The 19,002-nt window shown below is 74.8% G+C and carries 18 protein-coding genes; 9 read left to right on the top strand and 9 right to left on the bottom strand.

Features of this window, described 5'->3' with window-relative positions; translation table 11 throughout:
* Nucleotides 1-442 precede the first annotated feature (442 nt).
* Together BLR12_RS12895 and BLR12_RS12890 are read right to left on the bottom strand one after the other, a co-directional pair.
* Nucleotides 443-1,066, bottom strand: coding sequence for an alpha-ketoglutarate-dependent dioxygenase AlkB (locus BLR12_RS12895; RefSeq protein ID WP_091378347.1), 624 nt, complete (start codon nt 1,064-1,066; stop codon nt 443-445).
* 40 nt (nt 1,067-1,106) lie between these two features.
* A complete protein-coding gene (locus tag BLR12_RS12890) occupies nt 1,107-3,326 on the bottom strand; it encodes a RecQ family ATP-dependent DNA helicase (protein ID WP_091378345.1) in 2,220 nt (739 codons plus the stop codon).
* Between the two features lie 81 nt (nt 3,327-3,407).
* Here BLR12_RS12890 and BLR12_RS12885 point away from each other — a divergent pair, with 81 nt between their 5' ends.
* Nucleotides 3,408-4,226: a PHP domain-containing protein gene (locus BLR12_RS12885; protein ID WP_091378629.1), complete on the top strand. Its 819-nt coding sequence runs from the start codon at nt 3,408-3,410 to the stop codon at nt 4,224-4,226.
* Nucleotides 4,227-4,233: 7 nt separating this feature from the next.
* Here BLR12_RS12885 and BLR12_RS12880 read toward each other — a convergent pair whose 3' ends face one another.
* Nucleotides 4,234-5,442, bottom strand: coding sequence for an EAL domain-containing protein (locus BLR12_RS12880; protein ID WP_091378342.1), 1,209 nt, complete (start codon nt 5,440-5,442; stop codon nt 4,234-4,236).
* A 148-nt stretch (nt 5,443-5,590) separates the two neighbouring features.
* Between BLR12_RS12880 and BLR12_RS12875 the strand changes: the two genes are divergently transcribed.
* The 3 genes from BLR12_RS12875 (at nt 5,591) to BLR12_RS12865 (ending at nt 9,037) form a co-directional block, all read left to right on the top strand.
* Nucleotides 5,591-6,538, top strand: a complete 948-nt coding sequence (locus tag BLR12_RS12875) for a carbamate kinase (RefSeq protein ID WP_176832484.1) — start codon at nt 5,591-5,593, stop codon at nt 6,536-6,538.
* An 11-nt stretch (nt 6,539-6,549) separates the two neighbouring features.
* Nucleotides 6,550-7,653 (top strand): barbiturase, encoded by a 1,104-nt coding sequence (locus BLR12_RS12870; protein WP_091378340.1) that lies wholly within the window; start codon nt 6,550-6,552, stop codon nt 7,651-7,653.
* A 130-nt stretch (nt 7,654-7,783) separates the two neighbouring features.
* Nucleotides 7,784-9,037, top strand: coding sequence for a Cache 3/Cache 2 fusion domain-containing protein (locus BLR12_RS12865; protein ID WP_091378621.1), 1,254 nt, complete (start codon nt 7,784-7,786; stop codon nt 9,035-9,037).
* Between the two features lie 37 nt (nt 9,038-9,074).
* Here BLR12_RS12865 and BLR12_RS12860 read toward each other — a convergent pair whose 3' ends face one another.
* Both BLR12_RS12860 and BLR12_RS12855 read right to left on the bottom strand, forming a co-directional pair.
* Entirely contained in the window at nt 9,075-9,362 is a 288-nt protein-coding gene (locus BLR12_RS12860; RefSeq protein WP_091378337.1) for a Dabb family protein, read from the bottom strand.
* Nucleotides 9,359-9,931, bottom strand: a complete 573-nt coding sequence (locus BLR12_RS12855; protein WP_176832483.1) for a TetR family transcriptional regulator — start codon at nt 9,929-9,931, stop codon at nt 9,359-9,361. The genes BLR12_RS12860 and BLR12_RS12855 overlap by 4 nt, the downstream gene beginning before the upstream one ends.
* Before the next feature lie 81 nt (nt 9,932-10,012).
* On the opposite strand from BLR12_RS12855, the gene BLR12_RS12850 reads away from it, so the two are divergent.
* The gene (locus tag BLR12_RS12850) at nt 10,013-10,825 is read left to right on the top strand and encodes a mycofactocin-coupled SDR family oxidoreductase (protein WP_091378333.1); all 813 of its coding nucleotides are present in this window, start codon (nt 10,013-10,015) and stop codon (nt 10,823-10,825) included.
* Between the two features lie 16 nt (nt 10,826-10,841).
* On the opposite strand, the gene rpsD is transcribed toward BLR12_RS12850, so the two are convergent.
* Entirely contained in the window at nt 10,842-11,480 is a 639-nt protein-coding gene (gene rpsD, locus BLR12_RS12845) for a 30S ribosomal protein S4 (protein ID WP_218120643.1), read from the bottom strand.
* A gap of 25 nt (nt 11,481-11,505) precedes the next feature.
* On the opposite strand from rpsD, the gene BLR12_RS12840 reads away from it, so the two are divergent.
* Nucleotides 11,506-12,255 (top strand): DUF2470 domain-containing protein, encoded by a 750-nt coding sequence (locus BLR12_RS12840; RefSeq protein WP_255363465.1) that lies wholly within the window; start codon nt 11,506-11,508, stop codon nt 12,253-12,255.
* 3 nt (nt 12,256-12,258) lie between these two features.
* Here the strand turns inward: BLR12_RS12840 and BLR12_RS12835 are convergent, their stop codons facing one another.
* The 3 genes from BLR12_RS12835 to BLR12_RS12825 all read right to left on the bottom strand — a co-directional run bounded on the left by BLR12_RS12835 (nt 12,259) and on the right by BLR12_RS12825 (nt 15,865).
* Entirely contained in the window at nt 12,259-12,876 is a 618-nt protein-coding gene (locus BLR12_RS12835; RefSeq protein ID WP_091378324.1) for a hypothetical protein, read from the bottom strand.
* 107 nt (nt 12,877-12,983) lie between these two features.
* Nucleotides 12,984-14,381: a YlbE family protein gene (locus tag BLR12_RS12830; protein WP_091378321.1), complete on the bottom strand. Its 1,398-nt coding sequence runs from the start codon at nt 14,379-14,381 to the stop codon at nt 12,984-12,986.
* Nucleotides 14,378-15,865, bottom strand: a complete 1,488-nt coding sequence (locus tag BLR12_RS12825) for an FdrA family protein (protein ID WP_255363464.1) — start codon at nt 15,863-15,865, stop codon at nt 14,378-14,380. Before BLR12_RS12825 ends, BLR12_RS12830 begins: the two co-directional genes overlap by 4 nt.
* A 175-nt stretch (nt 15,866-16,040) precedes the next feature.
* Here BLR12_RS12825 and BLR12_RS12820 point away from each other — a divergent pair, with 175 nt between their 5' ends.
* The 3 genes from BLR12_RS12820 (at nt 16,041) to BLR12_RS12810 (ending at nt 18,983) form a co-directional block, all read left to right on the top strand.
* Nucleotides 16,041-17,519: a uracil-xanthine permease family protein gene (locus tag BLR12_RS12820; protein WP_091378618.1), complete on the top strand. Its 1,479-nt coding sequence runs from the start codon at nt 16,041-16,043 to the stop codon at nt 17,517-17,519.
* The gene (locus tag BLR12_RS12815) at nt 17,516-18,394 is read left to right on the top strand and encodes an FAD binding domain-containing protein (RefSeq protein WP_091378314.1); all 879 of its coding nucleotides are present in this window, start codon (nt 17,516-17,518) and stop codon (nt 18,392-18,394) included. The genes BLR12_RS12820 and BLR12_RS12815 overlap by 4 nt, the downstream gene beginning before the upstream one ends.
* Nucleotides 18,395-18,467: 73 nt before the next feature.
* Nucleotides 18,468-18,983 (top strand): (2Fe-2S)-binding protein, encoded by a 516-nt coding sequence (locus tag BLR12_RS12810; RefSeq protein ID WP_091378310.1) that lies wholly within the window; start codon nt 18,468-18,470, stop codon nt 18,981-18,983.
* Nucleotides 18,984-19,002: the final 19 nt, after the last annotated feature.

The raw sequence follows: 19,002 nt of genomic DNA, 5'->3' as shown, positions 1-19,002 counted from the left end.
TGAGCCAGGATCAAACTCTCCGTAGATGCTTGAACCAGGCCGAGAACCGAGAACTGGACGCTCTCGATCAATCAACCCAAAGAAACCCACAAAAAGGGGTTGTTACTTGGCACTGACTTTCGGCACGCTGTTGAGTTCTCAAGGAGCGGACGCGCAGCTACCAGACCCTCGCGGGCCTCGTCTCTGGCGGCTTGTCCAACTGTACACCGGGCTCCGCAGCGGTCCGGCCGCAGGGGCTGGAGAGGCGGTTGACCAGGCTGGCGGCCCGGTCCGTTCTCGCTCGGTGCAGGAAGGACCATACACGCCGCTGGAGGGGCCGTGCACGGGGGTCCCCACCGGTGTCCGCGCGGACGTTCCCGCAGGTCGGGCCGCTCGGGCAGGAGGTGCAGCGACGCGGCATCCTGCGGCCTCCCGGTCGCCGGTGCGGTGCCGGTCATGGCGCTCAGGCCACGCCGCGGGGGCGGAACTGGACGCTGACGCGCGGACCGACCGGCTTGGCCGTCTTCGGGATGCAGTGCTCCCACGTGCGTTGGCACGAGCCGCCCATCACGACGAGGTCGCCGTGGCCCAGCGGGAAGCGCAGGCTCTCGCCTCCGCCGACCGGCCGCAGCACCAGCGGCCGGGGCGACCCGAACGACACGATCGCGACCATCGTGTCGGCACCGCGACCGCGGCCCAGCCGGTCCCCGTGCCAGGCGACGCTGTCGCGGCCGTCGCGGTACAGGCACATGCCGGCACTGACGAACGGCTCGCCGAGCTCGGGCCCGTAGTGGGCGTTGAGCGCGTCCCGCGCCTGGGTCAGCAGGGGGTGCGGCAGCACCTCGCCCCCGCCGTACCACCGGAGCAGCCGGGGGACGGCGACCTCGCGCTCGTACATCTGCCGGCGGTCGGCTCGCCAGCCGATGTCGCCCAGCAGCACCTCGAGGACCTCGTCGGACCCCCGGACCCAGCCGGGCAGGTGGTCGACCCAGGCGCCACGGCCCAGCGGGTGCCGGGTGACCGCCAGCGGCCCCAGCGCGGCCTCCTCGGCGACGTCCCACATCGACGGCTGGTGTGCGAGAGACATGGGCGGGAGGCTACGCCGGGTCGAACGTGTGTACGAGCCCTCAGGCCGTGAGAGCCAGGGCGAACGGCAGGACCCGGGAGGCGCCGGCCAGCCGGAGCTCCCGGCCGGCCACGGTCAGAGTCCACCGGGAGTCGGCGAGGTCGTCGACCAGGAGCACCGGCGCCGGGCCGAGCTCGGTCAGCCGCTCCCGCAACTCGGGGCCGACCACGACGCGCTGCCACACCCCCGCGAGCCGGAAGGCGCTGTTCCCGCCGGGCTGGCCGGTCGGCCCGCCGTGCGCGAGGGACAGCTCTCCCAGGTAGGGCAGCCGGCCGAGCCCGGCCAGCCCCTGCGCGAGGCCGGTGACGAGCTGCGGGCGCCGGCGCGACGGGACGGCGACCACGGCCGCCGGGCGGTCCGCCCAGTCCCACGCCCCCAGGACCCGGGCGCAGGCGCGCAGCAGCTCCTCGTCCGGCGGCACGTCCGAGGGAGCCCGCCGCACCGGCACGTCGAACGCGGCGTCCGGGTCCTCCTCCAGGCTCGGGGCCTCGAGGTCGACCACCCCGCCGACGCCGTCGTCCCCGAGCAGGGAGCGCAGGCGCTGGCCCCAGCCGAGGTCGGTGAGCCGGGCGACCGCGCGGCCCGGGTCGAGCTGCTCGGCGGCGGCGATCTTGCCCTTGACCTCGACGCCGAGCCGGTCGGCGCCGGTCGGCCACTGGGCGCGCGGGGCGAGCTCCACGCCGGGGCGGTCCAGCGCCGCGGAGGCCGCCTGGGCCGCACCCTCGGGGACGTCGGTCGAGTACCAGGGGCCGACGCAGACGTCGCAGCGGCCGCACGGCGCCGCCGTCGGGTCGTCGAGGGCCTCCTGGAGGAAGGCCATCCGGCACTGCGCCTCGTCGACCGGCCGGGCGTAGGCGATCATCGCCCGCTGCTCGGCCTCCCGGGTGCGGGTGACGCGGGCGTAGCGGTCGGCGTCGTAGACCCACGGCCGGCCGGTGGACCGCCAGCCGCCCTGCACCCGCTCCACCGCGCCGTCGACGGCGAGCACCTTGAGCAGCAGCTCCAGCCGGGACCGGCGGACGTCGGCCACCGTCTCCAGCCGGGCCACCGACCACGCCTTCCCGTCGGCCATCGCGGTGAGCACCGCGGCGGCGTGGTCCTCCCGCGGCATCGACGAGGTGGCGAACCACTGCCAGATGGCGAGGTCCTCGGGGCCGGGGAGCAGCAGGACGTCGGCGTGCTCGACGGCGCGGCCGGCGCGGCCCACCTGCTGGTAGTAGCTGACCGGCGAGGACGGCGCCCCGAGGTGGACGACGAAGCCGAGGTCGGGCTTGTCGAAGCCCATGCCGAGCGCGGAGGTGGCCACCAGCGCCTTGACCCGGTTCTCCCGCAGCGCCTCCTCGGCGTCCTTGCGGTCGGCGTCGTCGAGCCGGCCGGTGTAGGCGCGCACCTCGTGGCCGGCGTCCCGCAGCAGGGACGCGGTCTCCTCGGCCGCGGCGACCGTGAGCGTGTAGACGATCCCGCTGCCCGGCAGGTCGCCGAGGCGCGCGGCCAGCCAGGCCAGCCGGGCCCGGTCGGTGGCCAGCCGCAGCACGCCCAGGCGGAGCGAGTCACGGGCCAGCGGGCCGCGCACCGTCGTCACCGGGACACCACCGGCGCCCAGCTGCTCGGCGACGTCGGCGACCACGCGCTCGTTGGCCGTGGCGGTGGTGGCGAGCACCGGCGTCCCGGCCGGGAGCGTGCCCAGCAGGTCGCGGATGCGGCGGTAGTCGGGCCGGAAGTCGTGGCCCCAGTCGGAGACGCAGTGCGCCTCGTCGACGACGAGCAGGCCGCACCGGGCCACCAGCCCGGGCAGCTGCTCCTCGCGGAAGCGCGGGTTGGTCAGCCGCTCCGGGGAGACCAGCAGGACGTCGACCTCGTCGGCGGCGAGCGAGGCGGCGACGTCGTCCCACTCCGTGGCGTTGGCGCTGGAGATCTCGACGGCGCGGATGCCGGCGCGGGCAGCGGCGGCGACCTGGTCGCGCATCAGCGCGAGCAGCGGGGAGACCAGCAGGGTCGGCCCGGCGCCGCGGTGGCGCAGCAGCGCGGTGGAGACGAAGTAGACCGCCGACTTGCCCCACCCGGTGCGCTGCACGACCAGGGCCCGCTCGGAGCGCTCGACCAGCGCGGCGACGGCGGCGTCCTGACCCTCCCGGAACCCGGCGTCGGGGCGGCCGGTCAGCTCGCGGAGGACACCGAGGGCCTCGGTGGCGAGGTCGGCGGACGGCGCGGCGGTGGTCATGGGGTCCGACAGTAGGCAGCAGGAGCGACAGGACGCGTCGCCGCGCGGACCCCGGGGGGAGAGGAGGAGGATCCACAGGTGATGCGACCACCGGACAACCACGTGCACACCAGGTGGTCCTGGGACACCTCCGACTCCTCCACGATGGCGCGCGCGTGCGAGCGGGCGGTGGCCCGAGGCCTGCCCGCCATCGCCTTCACCGAGCACCTGGACTTCACGACCTGGACGCCGGAGGACCGCGCGACGGCCGAGGGGCTGGTCGACCGGCACGCCTCCCGGCACCTGCCCATCGACGTCGAGGGCTACTTCGCCGAGCTGGAGGAGTGCCGCGAGCGGTTCCCCGAGCTGCGGATCTGGTCGGGCGTGGAGACCGGTGAGCCGCACCTGTTCGCGGCCAGCGTCGGGGCGTACCTGCGCGACTCCCCGGTCGACCGGGTGCTCGGCTCGCTGCACTCGCTCAGCCACGACGGCCGGCTCTACGGCGTCGGCCGGCTGCTCTATCCCGACCCCGACACGACGATGCGCCGCTACCTGGCCGAGGTCGTCGACATGGTGGAGGGCAGCGACGTCTTCCAGGTGCTGGCGCACGTCGACTTCCCGCGCCGCTACTGGCCGGGCGGCAGCGACCGGTACGCGGAGAAGGACTACGAGGAGGAGTACCGGGCGGTGTTCCGCGCGCTCGCCGGCACCGGCCGGGCGCTCGAGGTGAACACGACCAGCCCGCTGGCCTCGGTCGACCAGGTGCGCTGGTTCCACGAGGAGGGCGGCGAGGCGGTCAGCTTCGGCAGCGACGCCCACCAGCCGGCCGTCGTCGGCCAGCACTTCGACCTCGCGGTGGACGTCGTCGAGGCCGCCGGCTTCCGTCCGGGGCGGGACGCCTTCGACTTCTGGCGCCGCTGAGGCCCCGTCAGCGGAACGGCGTCCCCTCCGGGTTCCCGGCCGAGGGCAGCGGTCCCGGCCGCCCCCACAGCCAGCCCTGCCCGTACCGGACGCCCCGGGCGGCCAGCAGGTCCCGCTCATCGGCCAGCTCCACGCCCTCGGCCACCACGGTGGCGCCGATGTCCGCCGCGAAGCGCACCAGCGCGGTGACCAGCGCCTGGCGGGCGGGGTCGGTGTGCACCCCGCTGACGATGGCCGCGTCGAGCTTGACGGTGTCCGGCCGCAGGCGGAGCACGTGCCGCAGCGACGCGTAACCGGCGCCCGCGTCGTCGATGCTCACGAGGCAGCCCCCCTCACGGAGGAGCTCCCGCACCCGGCGGAGCGCCGCGTAGTCCGTCACCGGACGGTGCTCGGTGATCTCGACACCCACCACACCGGGGCGCGTCTCCAGCAACAGGTCGACGACGTCCGGCTCGAGGAGCGCGTCCGGCGAGAGGTTGATCGTCACCGGCACGGCCGGGTGGTGCCGGTCGACCGCGGCCAGCGCCGTCTCCAGCGCCACCCGCTCGAGCGCCACGCCCTGGCCGCTGAGCGCCGCCTCGGCGAAGACCGTCGCGGTGTCCGCCCCCGCGAAGCGGGTCAGCGCCTCGTAGCCGACCACCCGCCCGCCGTCGACCTCGACGATCGGCTGGAAGACAGGGTGCAGGCCGCGTCCGGGCAGCTCGGCGATGAACCGCTCGCGCACCTGCGCTGCGTCGTCCAGGGAACCGAGCCGCTGGCTGATCAGGTCGGCGAGGAACTCGACGAAGCGCGCCGAGTCCGAGTCGAGTCCCACGCCGTCGCCGCGGCCCAGGCAGCACAGCATCCCCAGGGGGCGCCCGCCCGCTCCCCGGACGGGTGCCCCGACGTAGGACCCGATGCCCAGGTCCGCGGTCACCGGCAGGTCGCGGGTGCCCGACGTCCGGCTGGCCGCGGTCACCACCGGCGGCAGCAGCCCCGACAGGACCCGGACGCAGAAGGAGTCCCGCAGCGGCACGGACGTCCCGACGGCCACCGGGAGCGCCGCCACGTTCCCCGCCACGACCCGCACCTGCTGCGCTCCGTCGGCGAAGTCCGCGAGGTAGGCGACGTCGGTGCCGACCCGTTCGCGCGCCGTCTCCAACAGCCAGGTCACCCACGGGTCGTCGGCGATCCGGGCGAGGACGCCGGTAGCGCCCTGGTGCGCAGAGTGCGTCATGTCTCCCCATCGTCTCGGGGCAGCGGCCCGCGCGGGCCGTCCTCATCCGCAGTGTCCCGCGAGCCACGCCCAGTTTCCAGTGCGTCACTGTCCGCAGTCACAGCGCCGAGTACTTCACCACTAAGGCACTTCCGGCTAGGGTCGCCGGGTGACCCCCGGCCGCGTCGTCATCGCCCTCGGGGGCAACGCGATGACCGGCCCGGACGGCTCCGCCACCCCCGGCGCCCAGCGCGACGCGATCGCCGCCGCCTGCCCGCACGTCGCCGCAGTCGTGGCCACCGGCGTCCAGGTCGTGCTCACGCACGGCAACGGGCCGCAGGTGGGCAACCTGCTCGTCAAGAACGAGCTGGCCGCGCACGAGGTCCCGCCGGTGCCGCTGGACTGGTGCGTGGCCCAGACCCAGGCGACCATCGGCTTCACGCTGGCCGACGAGCTGGACGCCGCCCTCGCCGGCCGCGGGCTGCCGCAGCGCACCGCCGTCCTGGTCACCCGCACGGTCGTCGACGCCGACGACCCGCACTTCCGCGAGCCGTCCAAGCCGGTCGGCCGCTTCCTCCCCCGCGAGCAGGCCGAGCGCTCCATGGCGCACGGGCAGGTGTGGGAGGACCGCGGCGAGCGCGGCTGGCGGCGGGTGGTCGCCTCGCCCGACCCGAAGGGAGTGGTCGACGTGCCGGCGGTCGAGGCGCTGCTCACGGCCGGGTTCGTCGTCGTCTGCGCCGGCGGGGGCGGCGTCCCGGTGGTGGACGACGGCACCGGCGGGGCGCTGCGGGGCGTGGAGGCCGTCGTCGACAAGGACCTCACCGCCGCCCTGCTGGCCCGCGAGCTGGACGCCGCGACGCTGGTGATCGCGACCGACGTCCCGAACGTGCTCGTCGGGTACGGCACGCCCGCCGCCCGGCCGCTGGGCCGGGTCACCCCCGCCGAGCTGCGCGCGCACGCGGCGGCCGGCGAGTTCGCCCGCGGCTCGATGGGGCCCAAGGTCGAGGCGGCCCTCCGCTTCGTGGACGGGGGCGGCGCCCGTGCCGTCGTCACGTCCCTGCAGTTCATCGCCGACGCCGTGACCGGCGACGTCGGCACCGTCCTCACCGCCTCGTAGGAGGAGTTCCCGTGCCCGCACCGATCGAGGTCCGCAAGATCCCGCTGCACAACGTCAGCGACGCCTCCGAGCTCGCCAGGCTCATCGACGACGGCGTGATGGAGGCCGACCGGGTCGTGGCCGTCATCGGGAAGACCGAGGGCAACGGCGGGGTCAACGACTACACGCGGATCATCGCCGACCGGGCCTTCCGCGAGGTGCTGCTCGAGAGGGGCACGCGGTCCAAGGAGGAGGTCGGGGAGATCCCGATCGTGTGGTCGGGCGGCACGGACGGCGTCATCAGCCCGCACGCGACGGTCTTCGCCACGCTGCCGGAGGACGCCGTCGAGGAGACCGACGAGCCGCGGCTGACCGTCGGGTACGCGATGAGCGACGTCCTGCTGCCCGAGGACATCGGCCGCATCGCGATGGTGGAGAAGGTCGCCGAGGGCGTGCGCCGGGCGATGGCCGAGGCCGGGATCACCGACCCCGCCGACGTCCACTACGTGCAGACCAAGACGCCGCTGCTGACCATCGAGACCATCCGCGACGCCAAGGCCCGCGGCAAGGACACCTACTACGACGAGCCACACGGCTCGATGGACCTGTCCAACGGGACGACGGCGCTGGGGATCGCGGTGGCGCTGGGCGAGATCGGGATGCCGACGCAGGAGCAGGTCATGCGGGACCTGTCACTGTTCAGCGCGGTGGCCTCGTGCTCGTCGGGCGTGGAGCTGGACCGGGCGCAGATCGTCGTCGTCGGCAACGCGCGCGGGCACGGCGGGGCCTACCGGATCGGCCACTCGGTGATGCGCGACGCGCTGGACCAGGACGGCATCTGGAACGCCATCCGCGATGCCGGCCTCGAGCTGCCCGAGCGGCCGCACCCGAGCGACCTCGGCGACCGGCTGGTCAACGTCTTCCTCAAGTGCGAGGCCGACCCGACCGGCTACGTCCGCGGGCGGCGCAACGCGATGCTCGACGACTCCGACGTCTTCTGGCACCGGCAGATCAAGGCGACGGTCGGCGGCGTGGCCGCGTCGGTGACCGGCGACCCGGCGGTGTTCGTGTCGGTGGCCGCGGTGCACCAGGGCCCGTCGGGCGGCGGTCCGGTGGCGGCGATCATCCGGGCGTGAGCCGTGCCGCCCTCTCCGGCGCGCCTCATGCGGCGTGACGGACGGCGACCTACCGTGGTCACGCACCGGCGGACGGAGCCGAACCGGTACCGATCCGGTGCGCCGGACCCGTGCGTGGAGGAGTCGAGTGGTGCGCGTGTCGTCTGCTCAGCGGACCGTCCTGCCCGGCGCCGGCGCCGGGGCCGGGGCCGCGCCGCCCACCCGGCCGGCGGGCCGGGCGCGGCGGCGGCTGGAGCGCGAGGGCGGGGCGGAGGACGCCGCGCAGCGGACCGGGGTGCTCGCCCAGGCCAGCCGCGAGGTCTCCGACACCTCCCGGCAGGCCGCCGAGTCCCTGGCCGAGCTGCGCGGCGCGATCGGCGACATCGCGCAGTGCACGAACCACGCCTCGACGGTCACCGGTGAGGCGGTCCGCGACGCGCAGGCCGTCGACGAGCGGATCGCCGCGCTGCAGGGCGCCACGGACGCGATCACCGAGATCGTCCGGCTGCTGTCGACGATCAGCCAGCAGAGCCGGTTCCTGGCGCTGAACGCCTACGTCGAGGCCGCCCGGGCCGGCGAGGTGGGCCGCGGGTTCGCCGTCGTCGCCGACGAGGTCAAGCAGCTCGCCGAGCGCACCGCCCGGGCCGCCGGGGACATCGGCGCCCAGGTCGAGGCGGTGCACCGGGAGACGCGCGCGGCCGTCGACGTCGTCTCGCGGATCAGCACCACGCTGGGTTCCATCGCCGCGGCGCAGGACACCGTCGCCGCGGCCGTCGAGCAGCAGCGGGCCGCCACCGACCGGGTCGTCGACAGCGTCGAGCGGGCGGCCGGCGGGTCGGCCCGGATCACCGAGGCCGTCGCCGCGCTGGCCGCCGACCAGCGCGAGACCTACGTGCGCCGGGCGCTGGCGGTGGCCGAGGACCTGCTGGCCGAGGCCGGCGGCGTCGCCCTCGGCGAGCGCCGCACGCCGGTGACCGTGCGCGACCAGGTCACCGCCGCGGCGCGCGTGGCGCAGCTGCCCGACCTGCTGCTCGGCGACGTCCCGCTGACCCGGGACGACGACCCGCGCCGTCCGGCGCCGCTGGTCGACGACGTCGTCGCGCTGGTGGGCGGCAGCTGCACGCTGTTCCAGCGGCTGGACGACGACGGCGGCATGGTCCGCGCGGCCACGACCGTGCTCACCGCGGAGGGCCGGCGCAACGTGGGCACCTACATCCCGCGGCGCACCGCCGACGGGGGCGCCAACCCGGTGCTGGCCGCCGTCCTGGCCGGGCGGACCTACACCGGCGAGGCGACCGTCGCCGGCCGGCCGTACTTCACCGCCTACGAGGGCCTGCACTCCCCCGACGGCGCCCTCATCGGGATGCTCTACGTCGGGCTGCCGCTGGACGCGCTCCCCGGCTGAGACCGCTCGGACCCGGCGGGCGGCCGCTGCCGGCCGCTCAGGCCTCGAACTGGACCCGCACGATCTCCTCGCAGACCGGGTCGAACATCTCCCGCCGGATCCGGTTGTGCTCGGCCTCGGCGTCGTACACGCGGTAGGCCTCGGCGTCGGCGAAGTCGCTGGTGATGGCGAAGCTCCAGGCGCCGGGACGCAGGCCGGCATCCAGGCCGACCCGCACGTCGAGCAGACCGTCCACGGGCAGGGCGACGATGGCGTCGAGCGCCTGCTGGACGAGGGCGGGGTCGGTGCCCGGGCGCACCCGGCCGACGACGACGTTGCGGATCACCGGTCCAGTGTGACCCGGACCAGGGCGAACCCGCGGTCGACCAGGTCGAGGAAGGCCGCCGGGTCGTCGTCGGGCCGCCAGGTGGCGAACGCCGAGCCGAGGACGGCGGCGGCCGCCTGGGCGGTGAGCGCGGCGGCGAGCGGGTCGCCCGGCCACTGCCGGCGGACCCACCCGTCGAGGGCGACCGCGACGTGCCCGTAGGCGGTGCGGGCGTAGGCGGCGAGCTCGGGGTCCTCGGCCAGCCGGCGGCGGACGGCGAGGGTCGCGGTGTGCGGCACGAGGTACCGGCGGCACGCCGCGCCGAGCGCCGTCCAGGGGTCGGGTGCGCCGTCGGCCGCGGCGAGCAGCTCGGCCAGCCGGCCGGCGTCCTCCGGGTCGGGGTCGAACAGCGCGGCGGCCTTGGTGGGGAAGTGGTTGAAGAAGGTGCGGCGGGAGACGCCGGCGGCCGCGGCGACGTCGTCCACCGTGACCGCCGCGAAGCCCCGCTGCCGGACCAGCTCGGTCGCGGCCGCCTGCAGGGCACGCCGGCTCTCCCGCCGCTGCGCCTCCCGGGCCGACGGCTGCTCCACGCGGCGCACGGTAGCGGTGACGGTCACACCGAGCCCCTAGGGTCCGCTGCACCCAGTGCAACGAACCCCAGGAGGAGCCGCATGTCCGCACGACGTCTCAAGGGCAAGGTCGCCCTGATCACCGGTGCCGCGCGCGGGCAGGGCCGGGCGCACGCCGTCCGCCTGGCGAGCGAGGGGGCCGACGTCATCGCGCTGGACGTCAACGCCGGTGCGGCGACGACGGCCTACCCCGGGCCGACGGCCGACGACCTGGCCGAGACGGTCCGGCTGGTGGAGGCGCAGGACCGCCGGATCGTCGCGCGGGAGGCCGACGTGCGGGACTTCGCGGCGCTGTCCGCGGTCGTCACCGAGGGGGTGGCCGAGCTCGGCCGGCTGGACGTCGTGGTCGCCAACGCCGGGATCTGCTCGGCGAACCTGTCCTGGGAGATCCCGGTCGAGCAGTGGCAGGAGACGATCGACACCAACCTGACCGGCGTCTTCTTCACCGCCAAGGCGACGGTGCCGGTGCTGATCGAGCAGGGCACCGGCGGGTCGATCATCATCACCAGCTCGGTGGCGGGCCTGCGCGGACTGCCCTTCCTCGGCCACTACGTGGCGAGCAAGCACGGCGTCGTCGGCCTGGCGCGGACGATGGCCAACGAGCTGGGGCAGCACGCCATCCGGGTGAACACGCTGCACCCGCACGGGGTCGCGACCGGGATGACCGTGCCGGACATGCAGCCGCTGCTCGCGCAGTACGCGAGCACGCTGGGGCCGATCTTCATGCAGTCGCTGCCCGACCAGGTGTCCCAGCCCGAGGACATGGCCGCCGCCGTGGCGTGGCTGGCCTCCGACGAGGCGCGGCACGTCACCGGCATCCAGCTGCCGGTGGACCTGGGCACCCTCACCCGCTGAGCGCGTGGCCGGATGGTCAGCGGGAGTAGTGCTCGACGACGAGCTGCTCCTCGCAGACCACCGGGACCTCGTCGCGGTTCGGCGTCCGGTCGTAACGGACGACGAGGTCGGCCAGCCGCACCTCGAGGTAGGCCGGGGCGGTGGCGTGCGCGCCGGAGGCGGCGACGACGAAGGGCTCCTTGCTCTTGGACTTCTCGGCCACCTGCACGAAGTCGCCGGGCTGCAGCCGGTAGGAGGGGCGGTCGACGCGCCTGCCGTTGACCAGCACGTGCTGGTGGGTGACGAACTGGCGGGCCTGGTAGATGGTGCGGGCGAAGCCGGCCCGCAGCACCGTGGCGTCCAGCCGCGACTCGAGGTCCTGGATGAGCGCCTCGCCGGTCTTGCCGCCGGTGCGGCGGGCGCGGTCGAAGGCGGCGCGCATCTGCGTCTCGCTGATGTCGTACTGGGCCCGCAGCCGCTGCTTCTCGCGCAGCCGGGTCGAGTAGTCGCTCTCCTTGCGCCGCTTGCGGCCGTGCTCGCCGGGCGGGTACGGGCGGCGCTCGAAGTAGTCGACGGCCTTGGGCGTGAGCGGGATGCCGAGCGCCCGGCTGATCCGGACCTTGGGACGCGGGGTGTTCACGGGACCTCCTGGTTTGGTTAGGCTCACCTTACCCATGCACCGCAACCACCGAGGAGGGCCCGTGCCCGGTCGCCCGACACTCCCGTCCCTGCCGGCCGACCGCGTCGCGGACGCCGCCGAGCGCGCCCGCACCGCGGCCACCTCCCCCACCGCCTCGGTGCAGGCGCTGGGCCTGGGCAGCAGCCGGCTGCTGGCCGCGGCCACGCTGGACGACGGCCTGGTGCTGGTCGTCGTCCCCCGCAGCGGTGGACTGGCGGCGGCGGTCCGCGAGGCGCCGGAGGGCGACCTGGCCGCGAAGGTGACGGTGACCTCCCGCTCGGCGCAGCCGCTGCGCAACCCGCTGCGCGCCCGGCTGGAGCTGGCCGGGTGGCTGACGCCGGTCCCCGCCGGGGAGGAGACCGAGCTGGTCCTGGCCTTCGCCGCCGTCCGCCCGGACGACGTGCTGCTCGACGTCGGGCTCAGCGCGACGCTGCTGTGCCTCGACGTCGCCGAGGTGCTGCTGCACGAGGGCGGCGGGTGGACGTCGATCGAGCCCGAGGCGTACGCGGCCGCGCGGCCCGACCCGCTGGGCGCCGCCGAGGACGAGCTGATGAGCGAGCACGCCGGCCCGCTGGCCGAGCTGCGCGCCCGGGTGCAGGCGTGGGCCGGCGACGACCCGGTGCACCTGCTGGGGCTGGACCGCCACGGGGTGCTCTTCCGGGTCGAGCCCCGCACCGGCTGCTACGACCTGCGGACGCCGTTCCCCGCGCCGCTCACCTCGACCGGCGAGCTGCCCTCCGCCGTCCGCGCGCTGCTGGCCTGCACCTCCTGACCCTCAGCGACCGGCGAACCAGCTGTCGGCGGGGAGGTCCGGCGAGGGGAGAGCCTCCTCGTGGCCGTGGTCGCGCGGCGCCTCCCAGGGCCAGAGGACGACGACGTGCTGCGCCGCGCGCTGGATCTCGCTGCCGTCGAGCTCGACCACCGACTCGGCGAGGTCGAGGTCGGGACATCGGACGACGAGACGCAGCGGACCCTCGGGCGGGAGCGGGGACAACCACCACGACTGGTCGATCGACGTGTCGCCGCCTCCACCGCCACCCGAGTGGAAGACCACGTCGTCCGCCCGTCCGGGCCCCGGCAGGTTGCTCGCCCGCCGCCCGTCGGCGAACTCGACACCGAACAGGAACTGCTGGGCCGCTCCCGGACGGTGCTCCCAGAACAGCTCGTTGAGGCTGCGCCCCGCACCGAGGACCGCGCCGGCCCGCGCCCGGACGGCGAGGTCGAAGGAGACGCCGGTCGAGTAGACCTGCAGCCCCAGCAGGGCGACCGCGACGTCGTCCGTGCGGCCGAGCAGCAGGTTCTGCGGCAGGGCGACCGGCACCTCGTTGTCCGGCGGGCTCATCCGCCGGTGGAGCTCGTCGTCCGGCTCGATGTGCCCCCCGATGCTCCACATGGTCTGCAGCCTGGCGGGTCGCCGTCGGCCCCGGCAAGCGACATCGAGTCCTGCGAACTGGTGGTGATCGACGGTTGATGGCCACGAGTTCGCAGGTCTCGGCGCGATCAGGCCGTCCGGGCCTCCTGCGCCAGCGCGGCCAGCGCCTGCTCGAAGCACTCCCGCGGCGGCTGCACCAGCCCGGCGCCCACCTGACCGGTGCCGGCGACCCGCCCGGCCATGCCGGTGTTGATCTGCGGCAGCCAGCCGGTGCGCGCCACGGCGAGGACGTCGATGCCGGTCGGGGAGCCGCGGAAGCCGAGGATCGGCACCTGCATCGCCGGGTTCTCCGCGAGCGTGAGCTGGTACATCCGCTCGGTGGTGGCCAGCGCGTCGGGCACGGTGCCGCCGACGAACCGGACGATCGCGGGGGCTGCGGCCATGGTGAACCCGCCGACGCCGTAGGTCTCCATGATCGCGGAGTCGCCGATGTCGGGGTTGGCGTCGTCCGGGCCGTAGTCGCCGAGGAACAGGCCGACCGGGGTGTTGGCCGGGCCGGTGAACCAGCGGTCGCCGGTGCCGGCGGTCTGGATGCCGAACTCGGTCCCGTTGCGGGACATCACGGTGACCATCGTCGAGCCGGGAACGCCGCGGGCGGCGTCCATGGCGAGCTTCGCCGTCGGCATGCCGAGGTTGAGGAAGAAGTGCTCGTTGCCGCCGATGAAGCGCAAGACCGCGGCGATGTCGGACGACGGCGCGTCGACCTCCACGACCGCCGGGGACAGCTCGCGCAGGGTCATCAGCGAGCCGGCGCGGTTGCGGTTGTGCCCCTCGTCGCCCATCTGCAGCATCTGCGCGAGCACCGCCTTGACGTCCAGCGGCTCGGCCATCGAGCGCACCGCGGCCTGCAGCACCGGGCCGAGGACGTCGCGCATCCACCGCAGCCGGGTCAGCACCTCCTCGCTGTAGGCGCCCATCCGCAGCACCTTGCCCAGGCCCTCGTTGAGGTTGCAGAACGCCTGGCGGCCGGTGACCGGGTCCTGCAGGACCCACGTCCACATCGACGGCGAGGTCACACCGGCCATGGGGCCCACCGCCGAGTGGTGGTGGCACGGGTCGAGGGCGATCTCCCCGGCGGCGAGGACCCGCTCGGCCTCCGTGACGGTCGATGCCCAGCCCTCGAACAGGCAGGCGCCGATCAGCGCGCCGCGCAGCGGACCGGAGGCGTCGTCCCACCCGATCGGCGGGCCGGCGTGCAGCAGCGTGCGGTCGCGCAGGCCGAGCACGTCGCGCGCCGGGCGGACGTCGACCAGCCGCGACCCGGCGGCCATCACCCGCTCGACCGCGGTGCGGTTGGCCGCGGCCCTCCGCCGGTCGAGGGCCAGGGTGGCCAGGTCGGCGGGGTCGCCGAAGCCGGGCGGGCGCCAGTCGACGTCGTGGACGTCGGCACCCTGGTCGCGCAGCGCGGCGGAGAACACGTCGACGCCGGCCGCGACGACGGTCGGCGGCCCGGACAGCAGGCTCATCGCGCAGCTCCCAGCAGGTCGAGCGCGTGCCGGGTGGCCTGCGCGTTGGAGGCGAAGACGGCGGCACCGGCCGCGGCGAGGGCGTCGGCCTGGCGGGACCAGCCCTGCGGGTCGGCCTCGGTGCCGATGAGCGCGATCACGACCGGCAGGGTCCCGGCGCGCCGGGCCGCGGACAGCGTGGGCACCAGCGAGTGGGCCGGGTCCGGGTCCGCCCCGTAGCCGAGGACGACGTCCAGCAGCAGCACCGCGGGCTCCCGCCGGGCGGCGAGGTTGCTGATCGCCTCCAGCCGCAGCGTCGGGTCGATCATCGGGTGCGCGCGGCCCACGGTCAGCGCGTCGTCCCCGAAGTCGACCACCACGTGACCGGGGGCGGACAGGTCCGTCCCGAGGTCCAGCTCCGGCCGCAGCGGGGTGTTGGAGCGGACGTCGCCGAGCACGGGCGCGGCCAGCAGCATGGCCTCGTCGGCCAGCGTGCCGCCGGAGTAGAGCCCCTTGAGTGCCGCGCCCGGGACCGGGGTCTCGGCAGGTCCCGGGCGCGACGGCCAGACCGGCACGTCGCGCCCCATGCCGACCAGGAGCGCCTCGACGGCGGCGGTCAGGTCGGGCGCCTCGGGCGAGAGGGCGGCGGAGTGGACCGGCACCGAGAGTTCGGCTGCCGCGGCCCGGACGGATTGCGCGACGGCCGGCGCCGGCGGCTTGGACACCAGCAGCACCCGCTCGGTGACCGGGTCGGCGTCCAGCAGCGCGAGCGCGTCGAGGGTGGCCAGCCCGCCGACCGCCTCGGAGAGGTCGCGCCCGCCCACGCCGAGCACGTGCGAGACGCCGACACCGGCGACGTCGAGCAGGCAGGACACCTGCTGGGCACCGGTGCCGGAGGCCGCGACCAGCCCGACCGGGCCGCGGCGGACGGCGTTGGCGAAGCCGAGGGCCAGGCCGGAGACGATCGCCGTCCCGCAGTCGGGGCCCATGACCAGCACCCCGGCGTCGTGCGCGGCCTGCTTGAGCGCGACCTCGTGCTCGACCGGGACGCCGTCGGAGAAGACCAGCACGCTGCGGCCGGCGGCGATCGCGTCGGCGGCCTCCGCGACGGCGTACTGCCCGGGGACGCTCACGACCGCCAGCGCGGGGCCGTCGGTGGGCAGCGCGTCGAGGCCGGCGCCGATGGTGCGCAGCGGCACGGCCTGCGCGGGACCGGCGGCGCGCTCGCGGGCCGTCAGTGCGGCGTCGACGGCGGCGACCGCGGCGGCCAGCGCGTCGTCGTCCGCAGCCTCGATCGCGACCAGCAGCTGTTCGGGCGAGGCGCCGTCCCCGGGGGCCAGGCCCATGCCCGCGGCGAGCTCCAGGTTGAGCGGCGTGGCCATCGCGACGAGCACCGCGGTGACCCCCGCGCGGGCGCCGACATCCCGGCTGACCTGCATCAACCGGACCGAGTCGGCATAGACGCCGCTGCGCAGGGAGACGTGCCGGACGCCGGTAGCTGTCACCCCGCGCACCGTACCGGTCATTTACCTCAGCGATGAGACATCGACGCAACGACGATTTAGCGCTGAGGTACTTCCGCGCCGTCCCCGGTGCGTGTCACATTGGCGCCCGCTGGGAGCCGGGAACGTCCGTTCGGGGGAACCGGCCACGTCCCAGGTGCGGGTCGAGGAGGCGGTCATGGCGTTCGGCTGGAAGCTCTACGGGGACGGCAAGACCCCGCCGCTGGGCGAGGCGGTGGCACCCGACGAACGGCTCTCCTGGCCGCTCACCGTGGGCATCGGCGCGCAGCACGTCGTCGCCATGTTCGGGGCGACCTTCGTCTTCCCCCTGGTCATGGGCCTGGACGCGAACCTCGCGATCATGATGAGCGGCGTCGCGACGATCATCTTCCTGCTCATGGTGAGCGGGAAGGTGCCGAGCTACCTGGGCACCAGCGCGTCCTTCGTCGGGGGCGTGGTCGCCGTCCGCGCGGCCGGCGGTGACGACGGCGACGTCGTCGGCGCGATCCTGGTGTCCGGCGTCGTCCTGGCCCTGGTGGGTGTGCTCATCCACGTCGCCGGGGTCCGGTTCCTGCACACCATCCTGCCGCCCGCCGTCACCGGTGCCGTGGTGCTGCTGATCGGCTTCAACCTGGCTCCGGTCGTTGCCGGCATCTACTGGCCGCAGGACCAGTGGGTGGCGCTGGCCACGATGACCTTCGTCATCATCGCCTCCCTGCTGCTGCGCGGCTTCTGGGCCCGCATCTCCATCCTCCTGGGTCTGGTCTTCGGCTACCTGCTCTCCTGGCTGCTCGACGTCACCGCCGGTCCGATCACCTCGGTGCTCGGTGGCGCGACCGAGGCGACCGAGCACGACCGCCTGGTGAACATCGCTGCGGTGGGCGACGCGCCGTGGATCGGGTTGCCCGACTTCACCGCCCCGAGCTTCTCGCTGAACTTCTCGCTCCTGGTCCTGCCCGCCGTCATCGCGCTGGTCGCCGAGAACACCGGTCACGTGAAGGCCGTCGCCGCGATGACCAAGCGCGACCTCGACCCGGTCATGGGCCGGGCGATCGCCGCCGACGGTGTCGCCACCGTCGTGGCCACCTCGGTCGGTGGCTCGCCGACGACCACCTACGCCGAGAACATCGGCGTCATGGCCGCCACGCGCGTCTACTCGACCGCGGCGTACTACGTGGCCGCGGTCGTCGCGATCCTGCTGGGCCTCTGCCCGAAGTTCGGCGCGCTGATCAACGCCACCCCGGGTGGCGTGCTCGGCGGCATCACCGTCGTGCTCTACGGGATGATCGGCCTGCTCGGCGTCAAGATCTGGAAGGAGAACCGGGTCGACTTCGCCAACCCGATCAACCTGGTGCCCCTCTCCGCGGGCATCATCATCGCGATCGGGAACGTCACGATGGTGTTCTCCGACAACTTCTCCCTCGGCGGGATCGCGCTGGGCTCGATCGTCGCCGTCGTCGGCTGGCACATCGCCAAGGCGGTCGCCCCGGCCGAGATGAAGGAGGCGCTGGCCCGCGAGGGTGTCCACCCGGCGGCCGCGTCCACGTTCGGGCACGTGCACGGGGACGAGGTGACCCCCGACCCGTCGTCGGTCGACGAGGTCGGCCGCCCGGGTGTCACCGGCTCCGCGACGCCCGGGGAGACCCGCCACCGGTGAAGCCCGCCCCCTTCCGGTACGCCGACCCGCGCTCGGTGGGCGAGGTCCTCGAGGTCCTCGCCGCCGAGGAGGGCGCCAAGGTGCTCGCCGGCGGCCAGTCGCTGCTGCCGCTGCTGTCGATGCGGCTGGCGGCGCCGGCGGTGCTGGTGGACCTCAACCGGGTGCCCGGCCTCGACGCCGTCGAGGTGGACGGGGAGGGCGTGCGGGTGGGGGCGCTGGTCCGGCACGCGGGGCTGCTGGGGGACCACGACGCCGCGCGGGTGCAGCCGCTGCTGGCCCGGGCGACGGCGAACGTGGCGCACCCGGCGATCCGGAACCGGGGGACGACGGTCGGCTCGATCGCGCACGCCGACCCCGCCGGCGAGATGACCTCGGTGCTGGCGCTGACCGGCGGGTCGGTGACCGTGGCGTCGCCGTCCGGCGAGCGCGCCGTCGGCTGGCGGGACCTGTTCGTCGGTCCGCTGGAGACCTCGCTGCCCGGCGCGGCCGTCGTCACCTCGGCCTTCTTCCCGGCGCTGCCACCGCGCTCGGGCACCGCCTTCGCCGAGGTGGCCCGCCGCAAGGGCGACTACGCGGTGTGCGGCGCGGGCGTCGTCGTCACGCTGGACGAGGACCGCCGCGTCGCCGCCGTCCGCGCCTCGTACATGTCGGTAGGACTGGTCCCCGAGGTGCACGACCTGACCGAGTCCGTCGCCGGCTCGCCGGTGGAGAAGGCCGACTGGGCCGCCGCCGGGGCGCTGGCCCGCACGCTGGTCGAGCCGGACGGCGACCTGCACGCCAGCGCCGACTACCGCCGGCTGCTGGTGGGCGTGCTGACCGAGCGGACGCTGGCCGACGCAGCCGCCGAAGCCGCCGCGAAGGTGACGGGCGAGTGAGCATCGTAGGGAGCGCCAGCGACCGAGGAGCGGAGCGAGTCCGGAACCGAGCCATGAGCACCGAGAGGACGCCATGACCAGTGTCGACACCGAGCGGGCCCTCCGGCTGACCGTGAACGGTGTTCCACGTGAAGCCACCGTGCCGGTGCGGCGGCTGCTGTCCGACGCGCTGCGGCACGACCTCGGGCTGACCGGCACGCACGTCGGCTGCGAGCACGGGGTGTGCGGGGCCTGCACGGTGCTGGTGGACGGCGAGCCGGTGCGCTCGTGCCTGGTGCTGGCCGTGCAGGTGGACGGTGCGGCGGTGACCACGGTGGAGGGGCTGGTGCGCGACGACGGACGGGGCGGGCAGGTGCTGCACCCGGTGCAGGAGGCGTTCCGCGAGTGCCACGCGCTGCAGTGCGGGTTCTGCACCCCGGGGTTCCTGGTGACCATCGCCGCCGGGCTCGAGGGACGCGACGCGGCCGAGGAGATCACCGAGGAGGAGGTCGACGACCTGGTCGGCGGCAACCTCTGCCGGTGCACCGGCTACGCGAACATCAAGAAGGCCGTCCGGCACGCGGCCGCGACGATGCGGGACGCCCGGTGACCGCCTTTATCGCGATATT

The sequence above is a fragment of the Geodermatophilus sp. DSM 45219 genome, from assembly GCF_900104025.1.
In the GTDB taxonomy this organism is placed as follows: Bacteria; Actinomycetota; Actinomycetes; order Mycobacteriales; family Geodermatophilaceae; genus Geodermatophilus.
The sequence above is the reverse complement of the archived record's forward strand: the minus strand, read 5'-3'. Positions and strand labels throughout refer to the sequence as shown.

What these genes read in the sequence shown, in the direction of transcription:
- BLR12_RS12895 (WP_091378347.1), bottom strand. Translation starts at nt 1,066, where the DNA reads ATGTCTCTCGCACACCAGCCGTCGATGTGGGACGTCGCCGAGGAGGCC.
- BLR12_RS12890 (WP_091378345.1), bottom strand. Translation starts at nt 3,326, where the DNA reads ATGACCACCGCCGCGCCGTCCGCCGACCTCGCCACCGAGGCCCTCGGT.
- BLR12_RS12885 (WP_091378629.1), top strand. Translation starts at nt 3,408, where the DNA reads ATGCGACCACCGGACAACCACGTGCACACCAGGTGGTCCTGGGACACC.
- BLR12_RS12880 (WP_091378342.1), bottom strand. Translation starts at nt 5,442, where the DNA reads ATGACGCACTCTGCGCACCAGGGCGCTACCGGCGTCCTCGCCCGGATC.
- BLR12_RS12850 (WP_091378333.1), top strand. Translation starts at nt 10,013, where the DNA reads ATGTCCGCACGACGTCTCAAGGGCAAGGTCGCCCTGATCACCGGTGCC.
- rpsD (WP_218120643.1), bottom strand. Translation starts at nt 11,480, where the DNA reads ATGGGTAAGGTGAGCCTAACCAAACCAGGAGGTCCCGTGAACACCCCG.
- BLR12_RS12835 (WP_091378324.1), bottom strand. Translation starts at nt 12,876, where the DNA reads ATGTGGAGCATCGGGGGGCACATCGAGCCGGACGACGAGCTCCACCGG.
- BLR12_RS12830 (WP_091378321.1), bottom strand. Translation starts at nt 14,381, where the DNA reads ATGAGCCTGCTGTCCGGGCCGCCGACCGTCGTCGCGGCCGGCGTCGAC.
- BLR12_RS12820 (WP_091378618.1), top strand. Translation starts at nt 16,041, where the DNA reads ATGGCGTTCGGCTGGAAGCTCTACGGGGACGGCAAGACCCCGCCGCTG.
- BLR12_RS12810 (WP_091378310.1), top strand. Translation starts at nt 18,468, where the DNA reads ATGACCAGTGTCGACACCGAGCGGGCCCTCCGGCTGACCGTGAACGGT.